The organism is Siccirubricoccus phaeus (assembly GCF_008360935.1).
GTDB lineage: Bacteria > Pseudomonadota > Alphaproteobacteria > Acetobacterales > Acetobacteraceae > Siccirubricoccus > Siccirubricoccus phaeus.
Genome location: NZ_SRXO01000002.1, coordinates 48,392 through 62,360 on the forward strand (window position 1 = coordinate 48,392; position 13,969 = coordinate 62,360).

The 13,969-nt window shown below is 72.1% G+C and carries 12 protein-coding genes; 7 read left to right on the forward strand and 5 right to left on the reverse strand.

The features are described 5' to 3' along the window. The gene (locus tag E5N76_RS02715) at positions 1-1,104 is read left to right on the forward strand and encodes an amidohydrolase family protein (protein WP_149535774.1); all 1,104 of its coding nucleotides are present in this window, start codon (positions 1-3) and stop codon (positions 1,102-1,104) included. Beyond that, positions 1,101-2,201: an amidohydrolase family protein gene (locus tag E5N76_RS02720; protein WP_149535775.1), complete on the forward strand. Its 1,101-nt coding sequence runs from the start codon at positions 1,101-1,103 to the stop codon at positions 2,199-2,201. Before E5N76_RS02715 ends, E5N76_RS02720 begins: the two co-directional genes overlap by 4 nt. Positions 2,202-2,286: 85 nt before the next feature. Here E5N76_RS02720 and E5N76_RS02725 read toward each other — a convergent pair whose 3' ends face one another. Further along, positions 2,287-3,261, reverse strand: coding sequence for a LacI family DNA-binding transcriptional regulator (locus tag E5N76_RS02725; RefSeq protein ID WP_207791841.1), 975 nt, complete (start codon positions 3,259-3,261; stop codon positions 2,287-2,289). 239 nt (positions 3,262-3,500) lie between these two features. Beyond that, the gene (locus E5N76_RS02730; RefSeq protein WP_149535777.1) at positions 3,501-4,310 is read right to left on the reverse strand and encodes an SDR family NAD(P)-dependent oxidoreductase; all 810 of its coding nucleotides are present in this window, start codon (positions 4,308-4,310) and stop codon (positions 3,501-3,503) included. A 317-nt stretch (positions 4,311-4,627) separates the two neighbouring features. On the opposite strand from E5N76_RS02730, the gene E5N76_RS02735 reads away from it, so the two are divergent. Genes E5N76_RS02735 through E5N76_RS02750 form a run of 4 tightly spaced genes read left to right on the forward strand, consistent with a single transcriptional unit; the run spans position 4,628 to position 9,113 of the window. After that, a complete protein-coding gene (locus E5N76_RS02735; protein ID WP_187829942.1) occupies positions 4,628-5,593 on the forward strand; it encodes a Bug family tripartite tricarboxylate transporter substrate binding protein in 966 nt (321 codons plus the stop codon). 34 nt (positions 5,594-5,627) lie between these two features. Further along, positions 5,628-6,533, forward strand: a complete 906-nt coding sequence (locus tag E5N76_RS02740) for a TauD/TfdA dioxygenase family protein (RefSeq protein WP_149535779.1) — start codon at positions 5,628-5,630, stop codon at positions 6,531-6,533. Between the two features lie 4 nt (positions 6,534-6,537). After that, positions 6,538-7,506 (forward strand): Bug family tripartite tricarboxylate transporter substrate binding protein, encoded by a 969-nt coding sequence (locus E5N76_RS02745; protein WP_149535780.1) that lies wholly within the window; start codon positions 6,538-6,540, stop codon positions 7,504-7,506. Next, positions 7,503-9,113 (forward strand): thiamine pyrophosphate-binding protein, encoded by a 1,611-nt coding sequence (locus tag E5N76_RS02750; protein ID WP_149535781.1) that lies wholly within the window; start codon positions 7,503-7,505, stop codon positions 9,111-9,113. Before E5N76_RS02745 ends, E5N76_RS02750 begins: the two co-directional genes overlap by 4 nt. A gap of 223 nt (positions 9,114-9,336) precedes the next feature. On the opposite strand, the gene E5N76_RS02755 is transcribed toward E5N76_RS02750, so the two are convergent. The 3 genes from E5N76_RS02755 to E5N76_RS02765 are packed head-to-tail and all read right to left on the reverse strand — an operon-like array spanning position 9,337 to position 13,128. After that, positions 9,337-11,583, reverse strand: coding sequence for a xanthine dehydrogenase family protein molybdopterin-binding subunit (locus E5N76_RS02755; RefSeq protein ID WP_149535782.1), 2,247 nt, complete (start codon positions 11,581-11,583; stop codon positions 9,337-9,339). Beyond that, complete coding sequence (locus E5N76_RS02760; RefSeq protein ID WP_149535783.1) at positions 11,576-12,634, reverse strand: FAD binding domain-containing protein; 1,059 nt, start codon at positions 12,632-12,634, stop codon at positions 11,576-11,578. Before E5N76_RS02760 ends, E5N76_RS02755 begins: the two co-directional genes overlap by 8 nt. Continuing rightward, on the reverse strand, positions 12,631-13,128 hold the full coding sequence (locus E5N76_RS02765) for a (2Fe-2S)-binding protein (protein ID WP_149535784.1): 498 nt from the start codon (positions 13,126-13,128) through the stop codon (positions 12,631-12,633). The genes E5N76_RS02760 and E5N76_RS02765 overlap by 4 nt, the downstream gene beginning before the upstream one ends. 216 nt (positions 13,129-13,344) lie before the next feature. On the opposite strand from E5N76_RS02765, the gene E5N76_RS02770 reads away from it, so the two are divergent. Next, positions 13,345-13,920: a TetR/AcrR family transcriptional regulator gene (locus E5N76_RS02770; RefSeq protein WP_149535785.1), complete on the forward strand. Its 576-nt coding sequence runs from the start codon at positions 13,345-13,347 to the stop codon at positions 13,918-13,920. Positions 13,921-13,969 lie beyond the last annotated feature (49 nt).

Genomic DNA, 13,969 nt, shown 5'->3' on the forward strand with positions numbered 1-13,969 from the left:
ATGAACGTCATTCTGCCCGGCGCGGCCACCGCCAACCCGGTGACGCGCGGCGCCATCGATTGCGACCTGCATCCCGGCGTGCCCGGCATCGCCACGCTGCTGCCATACATGAACGATTTCTGGCGGGATTCCTTCGTCCGCCGCGGCATGGACGGCTTCGACCTGGCCAGCTACCCGCCCGGCGCCCCGCTCTCCTGCCGGCCGGATTGGCGGCCGGCCAGCGGCAAGCCGGGCACCGACCTTGCCCAATTCCGCGCCCAGGCGCTGGACGGCTTCGGCACGCGCTTCGCCATCTGCAACACGCTCTATGGCGGGCAGGTGGCGGTCAGCGAGACGATGGGCGCGGCGATCTGCAGCGCCATCAATGACTGGATCGCGGCGGAATGGCTGGCCGCCGACCCAAGGCTGCGCGCCTCCATCGTGGTGCCGGCGCAGGCGCCGCATCTGGCGGCGGAGGAGATCGAGCGGCTGGCCGGCGACCGCCGCTTCGTGCAGGTCCTGCTGCCGGTGGCGGCCGAGCTGCTGTACGGCAAGAGCTATTACTGGCCGATCTGGGCGGCGGCGGAGAAGCACGGCCTGCCGGTGGGGCTGCATGCCGGCGCCATGTTCCGCTACGCGCCGACTTCGAATGGCTGGCCCTCGCATTACCTGCACGACTATGTCAGCCAGTCCCACAGCTTCGAGGACCAGTTGCTCAGCCTGGTCTCGGAGGGCGTCTTCGTCCGCTTCCCTAAGCTGCGCATCGTGCTGCTGGAATCGGGCGTGAGCTGGCTGCCGGGCTTCCTGTGGCGCAGCGTGAAGACCTGGCGCGGCGTGCGCTCGGAGGTGCCCTGGGTGAAGCGGCCGCCGGCCGAGATCATCCGCGAACATGTCCGGCTGACGGTGCAGCCCTTCGACGTGCCTGCCGACGACGCCACCGCCACCGGCGATATCCTCCGCCAGATCGGCGCCGACGACATGCTGCTCTTCGCCACGGACTACCCGCACTGGCAGTTCGAGGGCGGCAACGTCCTGCCGCCCGGCATCCCGCCCGAGACGCTGCGGCGCATCATGGTCGACAACCCGCTGGCCACCTACCCCAGGCTGCAGGAGAGCATCGCATGAGCGAGATCCTCGAAGCGCGCCCCGCGACCCAGGCGAGCAAGCTGCGCATCATCGACAGCGACATCCACCCCTCGCTGCGTTCGGAGGCGGACCTCAACCCCTACCTCCCGGCCCGCTGGCGGCAGCATATCGCCGAATACGGCAAGCTCGGCCGCGGCCCCTATGCGGCGCGCAACACCTATCCGCGATTCCAGCCCTTCCTGGCGCGGCGGGACAGCTTCCCGCCCAATGGCGGCCCGCCGGGCTCCGACCTCGCCTTCATGCGCGAGCAATTGCTCGACCTCTACGACATCGAATACGGCATCCTCGAGCCGCTGATGCCAAGCAACCTGGTGCGCAACCTCGAGCTCGGGGCCGCACTGTGCAGCGCCATCAATGACTGGCAGGTGGCCGCCTTCACCTCGCAGGAGAAGCGGCTCCGCGCCTCCATCCAGATCCCGTTCGAGGATGCGAAGGCCGCCGTCGCCGAGATCGACAAGCGGGTCGCCAACCGTGATTTCGCGCAGATCCAGCTCACCTCCCGCAGCACGGAGCCGCTCGGCCGGCCGCGCTACTGGCCGATCTTCGAGGCGGCGGCGCATCACGGCCTGCCGATCGGGCTGCATATCGGCGGCGAGGCAGGGCATGGGCCGACCGCCGCCGGCTGGCCCTCCTTCTACATCGAGGACCATCACGGCCTCAGCCACTCCATGCAGTGCCAGATCACCAGCATGGTGCTGGAGGGGGTGTTCGAACGCTTCCCCACGCTCAAGATCATCATGATCGAGGGCGGCTTCGCCTGGCTGCCGCCGCTGGCCTGGCGGCTGGACCGGCATTGGGAGAAGATGCGCGGTGAGGTGCCCCACCTGAGGCAGCCGCCCTCGGCCTATATCCGGCAGAATCTCTGGGTCTCCACCCAGCCGATGGAGGAGCCGGAGAACCCCGAGGATCTGCGGCTTGTGCTGTCGCGGATCGGCTGGGACCGCGTGCTGTTCGCCACCGACTATCCGCACTGGGATTTCGACGACCCGCGCTACGCCTTCCCCTGCCGCCTCAGCGAGGCGGAGCGCCGGGCGATCTTCCGCGGGAATGCGGAGGCGGTCTATCGGTTCGAATGACGCCCGGCGGCGGCAAGGAGCTGCCGGCGCCGAGCGATGGAGGACTTCTCGTCGACCTGAACGGCGCTCATCAGGAGGCGCCGCCTCACGTACTCGCCCGGTGGATGATCTCGAAGCGCAGGTCGATCGCCAGCGGGCCCGTGGCCCGGCCCTGGATGCGGTCCAGCAGCACCTCCGCGCTGCGGCGGCCGATCTCCTGCCGCGGCAGCCGCAGCGTGGTCACCGGCGGCACCAGATGGCCCAGCAGGTCGATATTGTCGAAGGCCGCGATCGCCACCTTGTCCGGCACCTTCCAGCCGCGCCGGGTGCATTCCAGCGCTGCGCCGATCGCCAGCACATCACCGGCAAAAAATATCGCATCCGGCTCGCCGCCACTCTCCAGCAGCCGGTACAGCGCCTCCACCCCGGCCGCCAGGCCGGGCGGCACCTCCAGCACCAGGCGCGGGTCGTAAGGCAGGCCGGCCTCCGCCAGCGCCGCCTCATAGCCGCGGCGGCGGTCGCGGCTGCGCTCATTCGCCGCCAGCGGCAGGGTCACGAAGCCGATGCGCCGGTAGCCCAGCCGCAGCAGATGCTGCGTCATCGCGCGTGCCGCATCCTCGTTGGAATAGCTCACCACCATGTCCAGCGGCTGGCGGGTGAGGGTGCCGTTCTCCACCACTGGGATGCCGGCGCGGCGGATCATCGCCACCGCCTCCGGCGTGTGCGTCGTGTCGTGCAGGATCAGCCCGGCGACGCGCTGGCCGAGGAAGGCGCGGATCGCCGTTTCCTCCGCCGCCGCGCCATAGCCGGAGGAAGCGACCATCAGCTCATGCCCATGCCGCCGCAGCACGTCCGAAATGCCCTGGATGGTGCCGGCGAAGAGGGAATTCTCGATGCTCGGCACGACGAGGCCGATGACGTTGGAGCGGGAGGAGGAGAGGCTGCCCGCCAGCCGGTTGGGCACATAGCCCACGGCGCGGACGGCCTCCTCCACCCGGGCGCGCACCTCGGGCGAGACGCGCTCCGGCGTCTTCAGGGCGCGGGAGACGGTCATGGTGGAGACCTGGGCCACGCGCGCCACGTCGCGCATCCGTGTCGCGCCGTGTACCAGGGATGGGGGCTCCGCCCCCATGCCCCCGGCAGGGGCTCTGCCCCTGCACCCCGCCGGGGGGAAGGCTTCCCCCCGGACCCCGCCCTGGGTCTGCGGGTTCAAGCTGTCGGGTCCGGGACTCGGACCGGGATCCGGGGAGGAGTCTTCTCCCGGGCGGGGGGTGGCGGCGCGGCCGCCAAAGGGCAGAGCCCCCGACCTGACGCCCCGCTTCACGCCACGGACCAGCCGCCATCCAGCGGCAGCACCGCGCCGGTGATGTCCCGTCCTGCCTCGCTGCACAGGAAGGCCGCCATGGCGCCCACCGCCTCCGCCTGCACGAAGCGGCCGCTGGGCTGCTTCCCTGCCAGGAACTGCGCCTCCGCCGCCCCTCGGTCCAGCCCGCCCGCCGCCATGGCGGCCCGGATCCGCGCCTCGATATTCGGCGTCAGGGTGGAGCCGGGGCAGAGCGCGTTGCAGGTGATGCCGCTCCTTGCCGTCTCCAGCGCCACGGCGCGGGTCAGCCCGATCAGCGCCGTCTTCGTCGTGACATAGCCGACGCGCCCGGCGGCGCCGATCAGCCCATAGATCGAGGACATGTTGATCACCCGCCCCCAGCCCCGCCGCCGCATCTCCGGCAGGCTGAGCCGCACCAGGTGGAAGGCTGCCGAGAGATTGACCGCGATATCCTCATCCCAGGCCTCCGGCGCCGTCTCCTCCACCGGGCCGAAATGCCGCGTCGCGGCGTTGTTCACCAGGATGTCGGGCGGCCCCGCCGCCTCGATCAGCCCGGCGATGGTGGCGGGATCCGCCAGCTCCGCCTGGTGGTAGAAGGCGCGGACGCCAAGCGCCTCCACCGCCGCCAGGGCCGGCGCTGCCTCCGCCGGGGAGGCGAGGCCGTGCAGCCGGATGTCGCAGCCTGCGGCGGCCAGGGCCCGTGCCACGGCAAGGCCGATACCGCCGGTGGAGCCGGTGACGAGGGCGGTGCGCCCGCGCAGCCCCGGTTCCGCCCAGGGGCTGGCGGTTTCTGGTAGCGGTAACATAGGTGCACCCTAGGCCAGCCTCGGCCTCGCAAGCAATCGAAGCCTTATGGTCTTTACAGTTCCGACGGCGAGGATTACCGATACCACGAACCCGCGGCCCGCCGGCCGCGCCACGTCCAGGAAACCCTCATGCCGGCCCAAGCACGCCGCGCCCTGCCAGAGCTGGCCCTGACCACCGGCAAGCCCCCTTGCCCGGTCTCGCCGCGTGGCCTGCCCGCATGAGGGCGCCCATAATGCTGCGCCCCGACCGGCGCCGGACGGGGGTCCGACCGTCCGGCCCGGCCCCGGACGCAAAGGACCATGGAGGACCGAGGCCCATGACCATCTCCCGCCGCCTCCTGCTCGGCACCGCAGCCGCCCTGCCGCTGGCCGTGCCGGCCCTCGCTGCCTTTCCGGAGCAGCCGGTGCGCGTCGTCGTGCCGTGGAATCCGGGCGGCCTCGCCGATATCCTGATGCGCGCGCTGGGGCCCGGCATGGGGCGGCTGCTCGGCCAGCCCGTGGTCATCGAGAACCGGGCCGGCGCGAATGGCGCGGTCGGCACCCAGGTCGTCGCCCGCTCCCCCGCGGATGGCCATACCCTCATCCTCGGCAATGCCGAGACGCATGCCATCAACCCGCTGATCTATCCGAAGCTGGCCTATAACCCGGTGACGGAATTCACCCCGGTGACGACCTTCGCCAGCGGGCCCTTCGCCCTCATCACCCGCCCCGGCCTGGGCCCGGAGACGCTGGACGCCTTCCTCGCCCTGGTCCGCCGCGAGCCGGGCAAGGTCAGCTTCGCCTCCTGGGGCATCGGCAGCACCTCGCACCTGGCGATGGAAGCGCTGATCAAGCAGGCGAAGGTGGAGATGCTGCACGTGCCCTTCACCGGCGCCGCGCCGGCGACCACGGCGCTGATCGCCGGGCAGGTGGATTGCATGTTCCTCAATGTCGGCCCGGCCGAGGCCGCAGCGCGCGACGGCAAGCCGAAGATCCTCGGCGTCGGCTCCCGCGCCCGCATCCCGCAGCTCCCCAACACCGCCACCATGGCGGAGCTCGGCCTGCCGGTGGATGCGGCGAATTGGTTCGGCCTGCTCGGTCCCGCCCACCTGCCGGCGCCGGTCGCCGAGCGCATCGCCGCGGTGGTGGCGGAGACGCTGAAGAACGACCAGGTGCAGGAGATCTTCCGCGTCCAGGCGGCGTTGCCGGTGACGCAGACCCCTGCCGAGATGCAGGCCTTCCTGGCCGCGGACCGGGATCGCTGGGGCTCCGTGGTCAAGGACCTCGACATCCGGCTGGAATAGGACGGGCGATCCGAGAGAGGGAAGGGAGGAAGCGATGTCGGAGAATCTCGTGACCCAGGGCGGGCTGCGCCTCACGCCCCTGACCCCCGTCTTCGCCGCGCGGGCGGAGGGGGTGGATCTGCGGAAGCCGCTGACGCCGGCGCAGCAGGCGGCCATCAGCGCCGCCATGGACCGCTACGCCGTGCTGGTCTTCCCCGGCCAGCCCTTCGTGGATGACGAGCAGCTCGCCTTCGGCCGCCAATTCGGCGAGATCGAGGAGACGCCCACCCTGGTGGACCAGGCACGCCGTCGCCTGGCCGACAACCAGGTGAACGACATCTCCAACCTCGGCGCCGACGGCAAGATCCTCGCCGCCGATGACCGGCGGCGGATGTTCAACCTCGGCAACCTGCTCTGGCACTCGGACAGCAGCTTCAAGCCGACGCCGGCGCATTGGTCCATGCTGAACGCCCGGGTCATCCCGCCCGAGGGCGGCGAGACGGAATTCGCCGATATGCGCGCCGCCTGGGATGCGCTGCCGGAGAAGATGAAGGCCCGGATCCGCGACCTCGTCACCGAGCATTCGCTGATCTACTCCCGCGCCCAGCTCGGCTTCGAGGCCTTCTCGCCGGAGGAGGTGGCGCGCTGCACGCCGGTGCCGCAGCGGCTGGTGCGGCGGCATCCCGGCTCCGGCCGGCTTTCGCTCTACCTCTCCGCCCATATCGGCGCCATCCAGGGCTGGCCGCGGCCGGAGGCGATGGCGCTGATCCGCGAGCTGACGGAATTCGCCACCCAGCCGCGCTTCGTCTACAGCCATGGCTGGTCGGTAGGCGATCTGGTGGTGTGGGACAACCGCTGCACCATGCATCGCGGCCGGCCCTATGAGGACAAGATCTGGCCGCGCGACATGCGGCGGGTGACGCTGAAGGATTGCGCCCCGACGCTCGAACAGGCGGCCTGAGCCGATGCGCCGCCTGCTGCTGGCCCTGCTGCTGGCCCCTGTGGCGGCGGGCGCCCAGGGACAGACCGCGGGTTACCCGGACCGGCCGATCCGCCTGATCGTCGCGACGGCGGCCGGCGGCGCTTCGGACATCCTCGCCCGCCAGGTCGGCGCCAAGCTCGGCGAGGTGCTGGGCCAGCAGATCGTCGTGGACCCCCGCCCCGGCGCCAATGGCAACATCGCCGCCGTCGCCGCCGCCCGGTCGGCGCCCGATGGCTATACGCTGATGATGGGCACCATCGGCGCCATGGCGGTGAACCCCGCCATCTACCGCGACCCCGGCTACGACCCGGCGCGGGATTTCGAGGCGGTGGCGCGGCTGGTGCGGTTCGCGAATATCCTCGTCGTCCACCCGTCCAACCCATCCCACACCATGGCGGAGTTCATCGCCTGGGCGCGGACGCGGCCGGCCGGGGCGAACACCTATGGCTCGCCGGGCAATGGCGGCTCGCCGCACCTCGCCATGGTGGTCTTCGCCCGCATGGCCGGCCTCCAGATGGAGCACGTGCCCTATCGCGGCGCGGCGCCGGCGCTGAACGACCTCGTCGCCGGCAACCTCACCGCCGCCTTCAGCGACCCGCTGCTGACCCTGCCGCAGATCAAGGACGGGCGGGTGCGGGCGCTGGCGGTCAGCGGCCCGCGCCGGCTGGCGGCGGCGCCGGAGATCCCGACCGTCGCGGAGGCCGGGCTGCCCGGCTACGAGGTGACGGGCTGGCTCGGCATCGTCGCCCCGCGCGGCGTGCCGGCGCCGATCGTCACCCGGCTGAATGCCGAGCTGAACCGCATCGTGCAGGAGCCGGAGATGACGGCGCGGCTGGCCAGCCAGGGCGCCGAGGTGACCACCGGCACCCCCGTCGAATTCCAGGACTACATCCACAGCGAGATCCGCCGCTGGGCCGAGGTCACGCGCGAGGCAGGGATCCAGGCCGAATGAGCGATACCATCATCGAGGCGCTGGCCGCGCGGCTGGCGGCGCATGGCGTCCGCCGCTTCTTCGGCGTGCCCGGCGGCGATTGCAGCCTGGACCTGATTGAGGCGGCGGCGCGGCACGGCATCGAATTCGTGGTGACGCGGACGGAAACGGCGGGCGCCATCATGGCCGCTGCCACCGCCCAGCTCACCGGCGCGCCGGGCGTGCTGATGACGACGCGCGGGCCGGGCCTCGCCAATGCGGTGAACGGCATCGCCGCAGCGAAGCTGGACCGGGCGCCGCTGCTGGTGCTGGCGGATGGGCATGAGCCGCACCAGGCCCATGCCAGCCACCAGCGCTTCGACCAGGCTGCGGTGCTGCGCCCGCTGGTGAAGGCCGAGAGCTGGCTGGCCGAGGCCGATCCGCTGGCCGAGATCGAGGCGCTGATCGCCACCGCCTGCACGCCGCCGCAAGGGCCTGTGTACGTCGAGCTGGTCGGCCAGCGCATCCGTGCGCCTCTGCCGGCCGTCGCCACGGCCGCGCCGCCGCCCGTCGCCCCGCCTACCCCCGGGCCGGAGGCGGTGGCGGCGGCCGAGGCGTTGCTGCGCGCCGCCCGGCGACCCGTCATCATCGCCGGGCTGCAGGCCGCGGAGCCCGGCGCGGCCGCCGCCCTGCGCCGCCTGGCCCGGGCCTGGGGCGCGCCGGTGCTCGCCACCTACATGGCCAAGGGCGCCTTCCCGGATACCGACGAGCTGGCCGTCGGCCCCTTCATCGCCGGCGCGGCAGAGGACGCGCTGCTGCGCGCGGCGGATGCCATCCTGCTGTTCGGCACCGATCCGATCGAATTCCTGCCGACGCCCTGGCGCTACAAGGCGCCCACGGTGATGCTGACCACCCATGGCTTCGACCGCGAATTCCACCCCTGGGCGGCGGAGGTGGTCGGCAGCCTGCCCGACAGCGCCGGGCTGCTGGAAGGCGCGGTGACGCCGGGCGGCTGGAGCCGGGACGAGATCGCCACGCAGCGCGCCGCCATGCAGGCGGCGGCACGCACCGGTACGGCCTCGCGCGGCGTCTCGCCGCATGCGCTGGTGGATGCGGTCGTCGCTGCGGCGCCTGCCGGCGCGCGCATCGCGGTGGATGCGGGCGCGCATATGCTGCCGGTCATGGCGCTATGGCCGGCCGAGATGCCGCACGGCGCGCTGATCTCGCGCGGCCTGGCCACCATGGGCGGGGCGCTGCCTTCGGCGATCGGCGCCTGCCTGGCGGAGCCGGAGCGGCCCGTGGTCGCCTTCACCGGCGATGGCGGGCTGATGATGTGCCTGGCGGAGCTGGCGACGGCGGTGCAGGCGGGCTGCCGCAAGCTGGTGACGGTGGTGTTCAACGACGCCGCCATGGCGATGATCGAGGTGAAGCAGCGGCGGCGGCAATTCCCGGCGCGCGGCATGGAGTATGGCAGCGCGGATTTCGCCGCCGCGGCCGCTGCCTTCGGCTGGCTCGGCCTGCGGGTGACGGGGCCGGAGGCGCTGGTGGGGGCGCTGCGCGAAGCCTTCGCGGCGGACCGGCCTGCGCTGGTGGATGTGGCGGTGGACCGCGAGGCCTATCACACACTGCTGCCGGCGTTGCGCGGGTAGAGGTTGGGGACTTCGTCGCCAAGCCCTTAGCAGGGGCTCTGCCCCTACATCCCGCCGGGGGCAAGAGCTTGCCCCCGGACCCCGCCGTGAGTCTGCTGGTTCGACCGTCGCGCAGAAAAACGAATGCCGGGGTCCGGGGAGGCGCTCGCCTCCCCGGCGGGGTCCAGGGGGTAGAGCCCCTGGCGGGGGTGCAGGGGGCAGCGCCCCCTGCCGGCGGAGCCCCCTACACCAACAACTTCTCGATCGCGATCGGAAAGCGCCGCACCCGCACGCCCGTCGCATGCCACACCGCATTCGCCACCGCGCCGGCCGTGCCGGTGATGCCGATCTCGCCCACCCCCTTGATGCCGAGCGGGTTCACATGCGGGTCGTGCTCCTCGACCAGGATCGCCTCCAGCGACGGCACATCGGCATTCACCGGCACATGGTACTCGCCGAGATTGGCGTTCATCACCCGGCCGCTGCACTTGTCCATCACCGCCTGCTCATGCAGGGCGAAGGAGACGCCCCAGATCATCCCGCCATAATACTGGCTCCGCACCAGCCGGGGATTGACGATGCGCCCGGCGGCGAAGGCGCCGACCAGGCGCGTGGCGCGGATCTGCCCGAGCTCGGGATCGATCTTCACCTCGGCGAAGACCGCGCCATGCGAATGGGTCGCATAATGCTCCGGCACCGCTGGGTCCATCGCGCCGGTGCCCCGCCCTTCGATCTCGGCAAGGCCAGCCCGTGTCAGGATGTCGGCATAGCTTTCGCCCCGGCTTTCGTCGTCGCGCCGCAGCAGCCGGCCGTTGCGCGCCACCACGCCCATATTGCCGGCGCCGAAGAGCGGCGAGCGCTGATCCGCCATGGCCAGCTCCGTCAGCTTCGCAATGGCGTCCGCGCCGGCATGGTGCAGGGCGATGCCGGCCGTCGCGGTGTGGGAGGACCCGCCGGCGATGCCGGCATCCGGCAGCCGGGAATCACCGGAGCGGAACTCCACCTGGTCGATCTCGAGGCCGAGGCTGTCGGCGGCGAGCTGGGCAAGGGCGGTCCAGGCGCCCTGCCCCATGTCATGCGCCCCGGTCTCGGCCAGGGCGGTGCCGTCGCGCCGGATGACCGCCCGCGCCTGGCCCTGGAACATCAGCGCCGGGAAGGTCGCGGTGCCGAGCCCCCAGCCGACCAGCAGCCCGTTCTCGTCGCGCATCTGCCGCGGCTGCAGGGGCCGCCCGGCCCAGCCGAAGCGCGCCACGCCCTGCGCATAGCATTCGCGCAGCGCCTTGGAGGAGAAGGGCTTGCCGGACATCGGCTCGACCTCCGCGTAATTCCTCAGGCGGAACTCCAGCGGGTCCATGCCGCATTCCAGCGCCATTTCGTCGATCGCGCTTTCCAGCGCGATGCTGCCGCTCGCCTCGCCCGGCGCCCGCATGAAAAGCGGCGTGCCGGTGTCCAGCCGCACCGCGTCATAGGTGGTGGCGATGGCAGGCGCGGCGTAGAGGGTGTGCGAGACGCTGGCCGCCGGCTCAAGGAAGTCATCGAAGCGGCTGGTCGCGGTGCGGACATGGTGGTGCAGCGCGGTCAGCCCGCCATCCTCTCCGGCGCCGAGGCGGAGCGTCTGCCGCGTCGGCCCGCGATGGCCGACCGGCCCGTACATCTGCTCCCGCCGCAGCACCAGCTTCACCGGCCGGCCGACCAGCCGCGCGGCGAGGATGCCGAGGACCTGCGGCCCGGAGATCACCCCCTTGGAGCCGAAGCCGCCGCCGAGGAAGGGGCTGCGGATATGGATGTTCTCCGGCGGCAGGCCGAGCAGGCCCGCGATCCGCTCCTGCGCCCAGGCCAGGCCCTGGCTCGGCGTGTCCACGGTGAGCCGGTCGCCCTCCCAGGCGGCGACGATGGCGTGTGGCTCCATGGCGTTGTGGTACTGCGCCGGCGTCTCGTAGGTGGCCTCGACCCGCCGCTCCGCCGCGGCGAGCCCGGCCTCGACATCGCCATGCCGCGCCTCGGCCGGCGCCCCGGGGCCGACCATCTGGGGGATGAAGACGTCGCTCGCGTCGAGCCCGGTCTCCACTGCCTCGGCCTCGTAGCGCGGCGCGAGCAGGGCGGCGCCCTCGGTCGCGGCCTCCAGCGTCTCCGCGATCACCACGGCGATGGGCTGCCCGGCATAGCGGACGCGGTCATCCTGCAGCGCCTCCATGCGGAAGACGAAGGGACCGTTCTTGTCATCCGGGTCCTGCGCCAGCGGCGGGCGGTTGGCGGGGGTCATCACCTCCACCACGCCAGGATGCGCCCTGGCCGCGGCGACATCCAGCGCGGCGACGCGGCCGCGGGCGATGCTGCTGACGGCGAGCGCCGCATGCAGCATCCCGGGCGGGTGGTTGTCGGCGGCGTAGCGGGCCTGGCCCGTCACCTTCAGCACGCCGTCGCGGCGGGTGAGCGGCTGGCCGATGCTGGAGCCGTGCCGGACATGGGTGGCGCTTGCGGTCTCAGCCATGGAGAGGAGCTCCCGGAACAGGGGCGAAGGGAGAGGCGGGCAGCGCCGGCAGCCTCTCGGGCGTGCCGATGGCGGCCAGCGCCAGGGCGCGCGCCGCGATGCGGCGGGCGAGCTCGATCTTGAATTCATTGTCGCCGGAGGGCGTGGCCTCGGCGAGCGCCGCCTCCGCCGCGCGCCGGAAGCTCGCCGCATCCGGGCGGGCGCCGGCCAGCGCGGCTTCTGCAGCGCGGGCGCGCCAGGGCTTGGCCGCGACGCCACCCAGGGCAAGCCGCGCCTCGGCGATGACGCCCTGCTCGATGCGCAGCCCCGCCGCGGCGGAGACCACGGCGAAGGCGTAGGAGGTGCGCTCGCGCAGCTTCACGTAGCGGGCATGCGCGGCGAAGCGCGCAGCCTCGGCCGGCAGGCGCAGCGCCACCACCAGCTCGCCCGGCGCCAGCACGCTTTCGCGCTCCGGCGTTTCGCCCGGCAGCAGGTGGAATTCCTCGAGCGGCACCTCGCGGCGCCCGGCCTGGCCCTCGATCTCCACCACCGCGCCGAGCGCGGCCAGCGGCACGCAGAAATCCGAGGGATGCGTGGCAATGCAGCGCTCGCTCCAGCCCAGCACAGCGTGCAGCCGGTTCTCGCCGCCGCGCGCATCGCAGCCCGCGCCGGGCGCACGCTTGTTGCAGGCGCTGGCGGGGTCATAGAAATAGGCGCAGCGCGTCCGTTGCAGCAAATTGCCGCCCACCGTCGCGGCATTGCGGAGCTGGGCGGAGGCGCCGGAGAGCAGCGCCTCCGCCACTGCCGGGAAGCGGCGGCTGAACTCCGGATGATAGGCGAGATCGGCGTTGCGCACCCGGGCGCCGATCCGCGCGCCGCCATCCGGCAGCAGCTCGATCCGGTCGAGCCCGGGCAGGCCGCCGAGATCCACCAGCCTTGCGGGGCGGACCACATCGCCCTTCATCAGATCCAGCAGATTGGTGCCGGAGGCGAGGTAGGCGCTGCCCGGCTGCGCCGCGGCAGCGATCGCCTCGGCGATGCTGGCCGGGCGGAGATAGTCGAAGCGGTTCATGCGGCCTCCTTCCGGCCGGCTTGGCCCAGCTTCTCCTGCGCCTCGACCACCGCCTCGGTGATGCCGCGATAGGCGCCGCAGCGGCAGAGATTGCCGCTCATCCCCTCGCGCACCCGCTCCGGGTCGGTGCCAGCCTGGCCTTCCTGGATCAGCCCGAGGGCGCTCATGATCTGGCCCGGGGTGCAGAAGCCGCATTGGAAGGCGTCATGCGCGACGAAGGCGGCCTGCAGCGGGTGCAGCTCCTCGCCCTGGGACAGGCCCTCGATGGTCGTGATCTCGGCGCCGTCATGGCTGATGGCCAGCGCCAGGCAGGAATTCACCCGGCGGCCATCGAGCAGGATGGTGCAGGCGCCGCACTGGCCGCGGTCGCAGCCCTTCTTGGTGCCGGGCAGGTCCAGCCGCTCCCGCAGCAGGTCGAGCAGCGTAACCCTTGGGTCGTCCAGGGCAATGCGGTGTTCCGCACCGTTGATGGTCAAGGTGATGGGCAGGCTCATGCGGGCCTCCTGGGAAGCGGGTTCGGTTGGGTCCGTTCGCGCGGTAGGATGTTGCCCGGCGCGGGACGGGACTCCGGCCGGGGTAGTGCGCAGCGGTGGTGCCGGCGCGGTCGTAACAGGCGCGGCGCCGGGCGGTGGAACGTGCCTGCCCGACGTCACGGAGCGGGAAAATATGGAGGCTGCCTCCGTTTACAAGGGGCCGATCGGGTGCAGGTGATGACGGATCCGCGAAAGAAGCCGCGGAAGCCCCGCGCCGATGCGGTGCGCAACCGGGACCGGGTGCTGGCGGCGGCCAAGGCGGTGTTCAGCCGGGGCGGCGCGGAGGCGAGCCTGGAAGCGGTAGCGCGGGAGGCCGGCGTCGGCATCGGCACGCTCTACCGGCATTTCTCGACCCGGGAAGCGCTGTACGAGGCGGTGTACCGGCGAGAGGTGGACCAGCTCGTGGCGCTGGCCGCGGCGCTTGCCGCCGAGGCGAGCCCGTTGGAGGCGCTGCGAGGCTGGCTGCGGGCGAATATCGAATTCGTCGCCACCAAGAAGGGCATGGCGGCGGCGCTGGCGCTGGCGGCGCAATCCTCCTCCGAGCTGGCGGCCTATTCGCTGGACCAGTTGACCCGGGCGATGGCGGAGTTGCTGCGGCGGGGCGTGGAGGCCGGCGAGATTCGGCCGGATATCGGAGCCGAGGAGCTGCTCCGCGCCCTGGTCGGCATGTGCTACGCGCAGGAGCGCCCGGGCTGGCAGGACAGCGTGCTGCGGCTGCTGGATGTCGTCGTGGATGGGCTGCGGCGGCACTAGAGCATTTTCAAGTCCGGCGGGATCGCCGGACGACTCGGAAATGCGACAG

Bases quoted from the DNA above. Each gene is read 5' to 3' on its own strand.
- E5N76_RS02715 (WP_149535774.1), top strand. From the start codon at position 1: ATGAACGTCATTCTGCCCGGCGCGGCCACCGCCAACCCGGTGACGCGC.
- E5N76_RS02720 (WP_149535775.1), top strand. From the start codon at position 1,101: ATGAGCGAGATCCTCGAAGCGCGCCCCGCGACCCAGGCGAGCAAGCTG.
- E5N76_RS02730 (WP_149535777.1), bottom strand. From the start codon at position 4,310: ATGTTACCGCTACCAGAAACCGCCAGCCCCTGGGCGGAACCGGGGCTG.
- E5N76_RS02735 (WP_187829942.1), top strand. From the start codon at position 4,628: ATGACCATCTCCCGCCGCCTCCTGCTCGGCACCGCAGCCGCCCTGCCG.
- E5N76_RS02740 (WP_149535779.1), top strand. From the start codon at position 5,628: ATGTCGGAGAATCTCGTGACCCAGGGCGGGCTGCGCCTCACGCCCCTG.
- E5N76_RS02745 (WP_149535780.1), top strand. From the start codon at position 6,538: ATGCGCCGCCTGCTGCTGGCCCTGCTGCTGGCCCCTGTGGCGGCGGGC.
- E5N76_RS02750 (WP_149535781.1), top strand. From the start codon at position 7,503: ATGAGCGATACCATCATCGAGGCGCTGGCCGCGCGGCTGGCGGCGCAT.
- E5N76_RS02755 (WP_149535782.1), bottom strand. From the start codon at position 11,583: ATGGCTGAGACCGCAAGCGCCACCCATGTCCGGCACGGCTCCAGCATC.
- E5N76_RS02760 (WP_149535783.1), bottom strand. From the start codon at position 12,634: ATGAACCGCTTCGACTATCTCCGCCCGGCCAGCATCGCCGAGGCGATC.
- E5N76_RS02765 (WP_149535784.1), bottom strand. From the start codon at position 13,128: ATGAGCCTGCCCATCACCTTGACCATCAACGGTGCGGAACACCGCATT.
- E5N76_RS02770 (WP_149535785.1), top strand. From the start codon at position 13,345: ATGACGGATCCGCGAAAGAAGCCGCGGAAGCCCCGCGCCGATGCGGTG.